At 69.9% G+C, this 7,074-nt stretch carries 10 protein-coding genes; 7 read left to right on the top strand and 3 right to left on the bottom strand.

Going from position 1 to position 7,074, the window contains the following annotated elements:
- Positions 1-286: 286 nt before the first annotated feature.
- Genes DW298_RS06900 through DW298_RS06870 form a run of 7 tightly spaced genes read left to right on the top strand, consistent with a single transcriptional unit; the run spans position 287 to position 4,738 of the window.
- Positions 287-1,429 (top strand): ATPase, T2SS/T4P/T4SS family, encoded by a 1,143-nt coding sequence (locus DW298_RS06900; RefSeq protein WP_240745040.1) that lies wholly within the window; start codon positions 287-289, stop codon positions 1,427-1,429.
- Positions 1,426-2,283 carry a type II secretion system F family protein gene (locus tag DW298_RS06895; protein ID WP_136041715.1) on the top strand — a complete coding sequence of 286 codons (858 nt, stop codon included), beginning with the start codon at positions 1,426-1,428 and terminating at the stop codon, positions 2,281-2,283. The genes DW298_RS06900 and DW298_RS06895 overlap by 4 nt, the downstream gene beginning before the upstream one ends.
- Positions 2,280-3,218: a type II secretion system F family protein gene (locus DW298_RS06890; protein WP_136041714.1), complete on the top strand. Its 939-nt coding sequence runs from the start codon at positions 2,280-2,282 to the stop codon at positions 3,216-3,218. Before DW298_RS06895 ends, DW298_RS06890 begins: the two co-directional genes overlap by 4 nt.
- Positions 3,219-3,246: 28 nt before the next feature.
- Positions 3,247-3,477, top strand: a complete 231-nt coding sequence (locus DW298_RS06885) for a hypothetical protein (RefSeq protein ID WP_136041713.1) — start codon at positions 3,247-3,249, stop codon at positions 3,475-3,477.
- 1 nt (position 3,478) lies between these two features.
- Positions 3,479-3,880 (top strand): TadE/TadG family type IV pilus assembly protein, encoded by a 402-nt coding sequence (locus DW298_RS06880; RefSeq protein WP_136041712.1) that lies wholly within the window; start codon positions 3,479-3,481, stop codon positions 3,878-3,880.
- Complete coding sequence (locus tag DW298_RS06875) at positions 3,849-4,304, top strand: TadE family protein (RefSeq protein ID WP_136041711.1); 456 nt, start codon at positions 3,849-3,851, stop codon at positions 4,302-4,304. Before DW298_RS06880 ends, DW298_RS06875 begins: the two co-directional genes overlap by 32 nt.
- Positions 4,301-4,738, top strand: coding sequence for a pilus assembly protein TadG-related protein (locus DW298_RS06870; protein ID WP_136041710.1), 438 nt, complete (start codon positions 4,301-4,303; stop codon positions 4,736-4,738). Before DW298_RS06875 ends, DW298_RS06870 begins: the two co-directional genes overlap by 4 nt.
- Positions 4,739-4,750: 12 nt before the next feature.
- On the opposite strand, the gene DW298_RS06865 is transcribed toward DW298_RS06870, so the two are convergent.
- Genes DW298_RS06865 through DW298_RS06855 form a run of 3 tightly spaced genes read right to left on the bottom strand, consistent with a single transcriptional unit; the run spans position 4,751 to position 6,971 of the window.
- The gene (locus DW298_RS06865) at positions 4,751-5,329 is read right to left on the bottom strand and encodes a hypothetical protein (protein WP_136041709.1); all 579 of its coding nucleotides are present in this window, start codon (positions 5,327-5,329) and stop codon (positions 4,751-4,753) included.
- Entirely contained in the window at positions 5,326-6,177 is an 852-nt protein-coding gene (locus DW298_RS06860; RefSeq protein ID WP_205820282.1) for an endonuclease/exonuclease/phosphatase family protein, read from the bottom strand. Before DW298_RS06860 ends, DW298_RS06865 begins: the two co-directional genes overlap by 4 nt.
- Positions 6,174-6,971 (bottom strand): glycosyltransferase family 2 protein, encoded by a 798-nt coding sequence (locus DW298_RS06855; protein ID WP_136041708.1) that lies wholly within the window; start codon positions 6,969-6,971, stop codon positions 6,174-6,176. Before DW298_RS06855 ends, DW298_RS06860 begins: the two co-directional genes overlap by 4 nt.
- Positions 6,972-7,074 lie beyond the last annotated feature (103 nt).

The raw sequence follows: 7,074 nt of genomic DNA, 5'->3' as shown, positions 1-7,074 counted from the left end.
TCCGGGTTCGGGGCGAGCGGCTCTTCCGGGTTCGGGGCGAGCGGCTCGTCGGGGAAGAGCGGTGAGGGCTCGTCGGGGTTCGACGGGGAGGGGGAGGTGTCGGTCATGTCGGTGTCCTTTCGCTGAATCACGCCATGTATAGGCGAGTTCAGCAGGGCGCGACCGCGGTGTCTGCTCCCTTGCGCTGCGGTGAGGGATGTGGTGAGGCGGGTCTTCCACGCCTGCCACCAAGGACGACTGTGGATAACTTCGGACCCGGGTTGCGGATTGTTGCGAGGATGCCGGGGTGAGTCGTCCTTCCGCCCTCGTCGCCGAACGTGTGCGGATGCGTCTGCGGTCCGAGGGGATCGATCCGACCGTTGATCCGGACTCGGCGTGGCGGATCACCCATGCGGAGGTGCGTCGTCATGATGACCTCGCCCTGGCGCGGGGGGAGGCGCTGATCGAGGATGAGGCGGCATGTGTGCGCGACGTGCTGGCATCCCTGAGCGGATTCGGGGCGCTCCAGCCGCTGCTGGACGATCCCGAGGTCGAGGAGATCTGGCTGAACGGCACCGGGCACGTGCACGTGGCACGGGAGGGCGTGGCGGAACGGACCCGGCTGCGCCTCGACGAAATCGCGGTGCGCGACCTGGTGGAGCGGATGCTGCAGTCCACCGGACGACGCGTCGACATCAGCCAGCCGTTCGTCGACGCGTCGCTGCCCGACGGCTCTCGCCTGCACGTGGCCATCGCCGATGTCGTGCGCGGCTCCTGGGCAGTCAACATCCGCAAGTTCCTGCCGAAGTACCGGTCGCTCGAGGCGTTGACCCAGCAGGGCATGCTGCCCGCCGACGTGGCGGAGCTGCTGCGTATCGCGATGAACGATGGCCGCAGTGTCATCGTCTCTGGAGCGACGCACGCCGGCAAGACGACCGTGCTCGGTGCGCTGCTGGCCTCGTGCGCCGGATCTCAGCGCATCGTGACCGTCGAGGAGACCTTCGAGCTGGCCGTGGACGGCCCGGACCTCGTCGCACTCCAGGGGCGTCAGGCCAGCCTGGAAGGCACGGGAGAGATCACCCTGCGCCGCCTGGTCAAGGAGGCACTGCGCATGCGGCCGGATCGCCTGGTCGTCGGCGAGGTGCGTGACGCCGAGGCCCTCGACCTGGTGCTCGCGCTCAACACCGGCGTGCCGGGCGCGTGCACCGTCCACGCGAACTCCGCCACGGAGGCGCTCGAGAAGCTGAGCATCCTGCCGTTGCTGGCCGGCCGCAACATCGACCGCGGGTTCATCGCACCCGCGCTCGCGGCATCGGTGGATCTCGTGGTGCACTGCGTTCGCGACCATGCCGGGGGTCGGCGCGTGCACGAGATCGTCGCGCCCACCGGCGATGTCGAGAACGGACGCATCCTCACCGACAGCGTGTACCTTGCCGGGGTCGCGTCGTGACGTTCCTGATCGGGGCGGTCTTCGCCGCCGGCGTCCTCCTCTGCGTGTCACCGTGGATGTGGCCGCCGCGGCCCGATGCCACCCCGACGGTCCCCAGGGCGCGATTGGTCCGGCTGATCGCCGAGGCGGGGTACGACGACGTGGCGTCCCGCGCGGTCATCGTCGTGATCGCCGCCGCCGCGCTCATCGCCGCCTCCACGGCATGGTTGCTGACCGGGCTGCCGGTGCTGGTGCTCCTCGCCGCGTCGGCCGGAGCGATGGCGCCGATGATGTTCCTGCGTGGACGACGGTTGCGACTGCGCCGCCTGCGTCGGCAGTTGTGGCCCGACGTCTGCGATCTCCTCATCGCGTCGATCCGTGTCGGACTCTCGCTCCCCGATGCCGTGGCGAGCCTGGCCGAGTCCGCGCCGTCGATGCTGCGACCCGCATTCGCGGTGTTCGCCAGAGACCTGCAGGCGAGTGGCCGATTCGAGACAAGCCTCGACCGGCTGAAGTCGTCGTTGGCGGATCCGATTGGCGATCGCATCGTCGAGACCCTGCGGATGGCACGTCAGGTCGGCGGCACCGAACTGGTCGGTGTGCTTCGAGCGCTCTCCTCCTCCGTACGCGCGGACGCCGCGCTGCGGGGCGAGGTCGAGGCGCGACAGTCATGGATCCGTGGCGCGGCGGTTCTCGGCGCCATCGCACCGTGGGTCATCCTCGGCCTGCTGGTCATGCGTCCGGAGGGAGCCTCGGCATATGGCACACCGGAAGGCGTGATCGTCATCTGCATGGGCGCGGGGGTCTCGGTCATCGCCTTCCAGATCATGGTCCGTATCGGCCGGCTCCCGGAACCTCGGCGGTGGTTCGGGTGAGCGTGTTCTCTGCACTCGCCGGTGCCGTGCTCGTCGGTGGGGCCTTCGCGGCCGGTGTGCTGAGCATTCTCACCGCCCTCCCGCGCTGGAGGGCCGCCTCGCTGAGCGTGCGGATCGGGCCCTACATCCGTGACGTGGTCGCGGATGAGAACCTTCCGCGGGGAGTTCTCCCGCTCGCGGGTACATTGCCCGCGAGCGCCCGAACGCTGTGGGGTCGATCGCGAGATGCGTTCGCGCGCATGGTGGGTGGGGGAGAGGCGCTTCGACAGCGAATCTCCCAAGCGGGTGCCACCTTGGAACCGGCGACGTTCCGCGGCAGGCAGTTGGGCTGGGCGCTCGCCGGTATCGGTGCGGGTGCGGCCGTTTTGATCGTGCTCGCCCTTCTCGGACGATTTTCCGTTCCCACCGGTGTGATGCCGTTGCTGTGCGGCGCGGCCGCCGCCACCGCATATGACCTGCAGCTGTCGGCGCGAGTCAAGGCGCGCCGCGTGCGTCTCACCGAGGAGCTTCCGACGACTCTCGAGTTCCTGGCCCTCTGCCTGTCGGCCGGCGAGGGATTCCTGGATGCTCTGCGTCGTGTGGCCGCAGTCGGCTCCGGCGAGCTGACCGGTGAGCTTCGCCGGGTGGTGCTCGCGGTCGGCACCGGATCGCCGCTGTCCGACGCGCTGAGCGAGATGGCGCGACGCCTCGACCTGAGCGCGCTGTCGCGCGCCGTCGACCAGGTGATCGCCGCCCTCGAACATGGCGCGCCGCTCGCTGCAGTGCTGCACGCGCAGGCAGGAGACGCGCGCGAAGATGCGAAGCGAACGCTGATCGAGCAGGCGGGGCGCAAGGAGATCCTGATGCTGCTGCCGCTCGTCTTCCTCATCCTCCCGTTGTCGGTGTTGTTCGCCGTCTATCCGGGACTGTTCATCCTCCGACTCGGCATCGGCTGATCGGCTGATCGGCTATGAAAGGACGACCATGATCGCACCACCGCAGGACACCCATCGCGGCCAGAGCACCCGTCGACGCCTTTGGCGCTCTGTGGTGAGCCGTCTCGATGCGTTCGCCCGCGACGAGACCGGAGACGTACCCGGGTGGGTGCTCGTGACATTGATGACGGCCGGGCTGGTCGTGCTGATCTGGGCGGTCGCCGGCCCCGCACTGACCGCGCTGTTCGAGCAGGCGATCCAACGGGTCTCCGGGCTCTGACGTGCGCCTCGCGCGGTCACTCGCCGACGACCGAGGGTCCAGCCCGGTCGAGTTCCTGCTGGTCGGGACGCTCCTGACGGCACTGACGCTCGGAGTCCTCCAGCTCGCACTCGCGGTCTACGTGCGCAACGTCGTCCACGACGCGGCGGTGGAGGGTGCGTATCACGCGGCCCTCGCCGACACGACGCAGGAGGAGGGGATCGAGCGCACGAGGGAAGTCATCACCCGCGCGGTCGGCGCGTCGTATTCCGAGGACATCCGGATCGGCTCCTCGGGTGCTCGGGGTCAGGAGACCGTCGACGTGCGAGTGCGCTCGACCTTTCCTCTGCTCGGGCTGATCGGCGTGCCCTTCGCGATGGAGGTGGAGGCACATGCACCGGTGGAGGCGTTCGGCGGGCGATGACGCCGGTTCCGCGGCACTCGAGTTCATCACCGTCGGTGTGATCCTGCTGGTGCCGCTGATCTACCTCGTCGTCGCACTCGGCACCATCCAGGAGCAGATGCTCGGCGCGGAGGCTGCCTCCCGCCACATCGCCCGTGCCATCGCGCAGGCTCCCGATGTCGCGTCCGCGGCGGCACGCGGCGACGTCGTGCTCGCCGACGTGATCGACGAGTACGGCCTCGATCCGGACGCCGTCGATCTGTCGCTGTCGTGCACGCCGTCGGGCGTTGAGTGTCCCTCGGCAGGAGCGACGATCACCGTCCTGGTCAGCACCCGCGTACGGCTCCCACTGGTACCGGAGGTGCTCGGTCTCGAGCGTTCCACGGCGATCCCCGTGCAGGCGGAGGCTGTGCAGAAGGTGTCGCGATCGTGGGGCGCCCCATGAGCAGAGACGCGCGCGGGTCACGGGAGGCTCTCGGGAACGACGAGGGCACCACACTGCTGCTCACCCTCGGATACGTGCTGCTCGCGTTGGCGGTGATCTTCGTGTGCGTGTGCGCCACGGACCTCTACCTCGCTCAGAAGCGGCTGGACGCGCTGGCCGATGCCGCCGCGCTCGCCGGGGCTGACGGGTTCACCCTGGTGGCGGTCGACGACGCCGTTCGTGCGGAACTGACCGATGCCGGCGTGGAGGAGCAGGCGGCGGCGCTGGTGCAGTCGATTTCGGGTCCTGCCTCGATCGTGGCCGCGGGAACACCGGATGGTGTCTCGGCGCAGGTCACCGTCGTCGCGGACTGGCGTCCCCCGCTGCTCGGCCCGTTCATGCGTGAGGGCGTCGAGTTGGAGTCGACCGCCACGAGTCGCACGGCTCTTCGCTGAGGGTGCGTCGGATCACCGAGGACGCTTTTCCAACGGTACGAACGCGACGAGAACTCCGGCCGCGAGAGCTCCGAGCCCGCCGAGGGCCATGTCTCCGATCGTGTCCTGGTAGGTCACGAAGATCTCGGCGGTGACGAACGTGCGTCCGGCCCATTCGATCATCTCCCAGACAGCGCTGACGGCGAGACCGAGGATCGTGCAGAGGACGATCGGGATCCGCGGACGGAACTCCGGCGCGCCCTGAGGCACGACGACACCGAGCCTGGCGAGCACCGTGTAGCCGGTCGCAGCGATCGCCCCGGTGCACACGAAGTGCACCACGAGGTCCCACCCCGGCACCGTGCGGTAGAGGTCGAAGACGTTGCTCGCCCCCGCGACGAGCACGATCACGCCGACCGCCAGGTCGACGCCACCGCGCATCCCGAGCGCACGGGGGAGCATGAGCGCGGGCGTGGTGAGGGCGAGGATCCCCGCGTCGGTCGGCGTGGACCAGATGGCCGCGACGAGGACGCTGAGCACTCCGATCACGCGTACGGCATCGGCACCGTACTCCGCGACCGTGCGCGGGGGTCTCAGGAAGTCCGCTTTCACGGCGCCTCCTCTTCGGGTGAGTCGGCAGGGCAGGAGGCGAGGTTGAACAAGGCCTGCACCGGCAGATGATCCGAGGGCCACCCGCGCTCGTACTGTCGCCCGTTGATGCCCGCGCGGCGCACAGGCAGTTCGGGCGAGGCGAGGATCGCGTCGATGCGCCGTCCACTTCGTGGGGCACGGTAGCGCGCGAACGTACCCCAGGCCGGGGTGCACCGCGCCGCGGACGCCGTCCAGGAGTCGGAGAGCAGGCCGCCCTCCTGGAGAGCGCGCCACGGGGCTGAGCCGGCACGCGCATTGAGGTCACCGAGGACGAGGACGGGCGACGTCGCCTCGCTCGCGCGGCCGCGGATCGTCTGTGCCTGGCGGAGCCGTGCCCACGGGGAGAACGCGTCCAGGTGGGTGTTCAGGACGGTGATCTCGCGGCCCGTGATCCGATCGCGGAGGATCGCCTCGACCACGATCCGCGGAGCGGCGCTGAGCCACGACGACGAGCCCTCCCGCTCCGGGTGACGCGACAGCGCGCACTGGCGCCAGTCGCGCAGTTCGAGCCGCTCGGCGTCGAAGAACAACGGGCAACCCTCACCCCGTCGACCGGGGCGCCGGCCGTGTCCGACCATCCGATACGACGGGCCGAGCGCGGCGCCGATGAGCGATGCCTGTGCAGGCAGCGCCTCCTGCACGCCGACCACGTGCGGTCGCTCGGCGCGCAGCAGCGCCGAGACGCGCCGTTGTCTCGTGGGCCACCGGTCAGCACGCGGCCAGGCCAGCGTCCCGAGGTCCCGCCGTACGTTCAATGTCATGACGTGCAGGTCGCCGTCGCGGTGAGAGCCGAGAAGAGGGGCGGTCATCGCCGGGCTCCTGGAGCGGGAACGCCGAGCCGATGGAGTATGCGCCGCAGCACGAGGCGCACCCAGCGCACCGGAGGGAGATCCTCGGGCCAATGCACGACCACGGTGCGGAAGCCGGCGGCGATGCGACGCAGAAACGAACGCCCATTCCCGAACGGCCGCATCGAGATGCCCATCCCTGTGCTGCGGATCCAGCGGATGCGGTGGCGTTCGCCCACGTGGAAGGCGAGGTCGAGGTCGTCGTGCAACGCCGGGTCGTCGCGGTGCACGTGCTCGCGCACCGCGAGCCAGGTCGAACGGCGCAGCGCGAGGTTCGAACCGAAGAGCGGGGAGTGCCCGAGCGCGACCCCGCACACCAGCGCATACGCGAGGAGATATGCCGCGGCCAGGGGGCGGCGGAGCGCCCGGGGGCCGTCGATGAAGTGCGCACCGCCGGTCCACGCCCCGACCCGCGGATCCCGTGTGCACGCGGCCATCATCGACTCGATCCACCGCGGATCCGGCACGCCGTCGGCGTCGAGACGCAGGATCACTTCGCCGGCCGCCGCGTCGTAGCCGGCAGCACTCGCCGCCGGAATGCCGTCGTCCTCGCATCGCACGACGCGAGCCCCGTGCCGCACCGCGACGTCGGCCGAGGAATCGGTGGAGGCGTTGTCGACGATGATGATCTCGTCCGCGGGCAGTGTCTGCACGGCGAGGGCGCGCAGGCATCGCTGCAGCGCGGCCGCGTCGTCCTTCACCGGGATGACCACGCTGATCGTGGGCTCGGGGTCGGCTGGTGTGGCGCGCTGCACATCGTCTCCTCGCGTGTGGACGTCTCAGCCTAGGGAGTGCCCCTGGCCGGGACGAGCTGGTTGACACGCGGCTCATCTTCGAGCAACGCGGCGCGCAGCGCCT

The sequence above is a fragment of the Microbacterium sp. A20 genome, from assembly GCF_004794515.1.
GTDB lineage: Bacteria > Actinomycetota > Actinomycetes > Actinomycetales > Microbacteriaceae > Microbacterium.
This window is presented reverse-complemented; position numbering and strand designations above follow the sequence as displayed.

Coding starts and splice junctions, on each gene's coding strand:
- DW298_RS06885 (WP_136041713.1), top strand. CDS start 3,247: ATGATCGCACCACCGCAGGACACCCATCGCGGCCAGAGCACCCGTCGA.
- DW298_RS06875 (WP_136041711.1), top strand. CDS start 3,849: ATGCACCGGTGGAGGCGTTCGGCGGGCGATGACGCCGGTTCCGCGGCA.
- DW298_RS06870 (WP_136041710.1), top strand. CDS start 4,301: ATGAGCAGAGACGCGCGCGGGTCACGGGAGGCTCTCGGGAACGACGAG.
- DW298_RS06860 (WP_205820282.1), bottom strand. CDS start 6,177: ATGACCGCCCCTCTTCTCGGCTCTCACCGCGACGGCGACCTGCACGTC.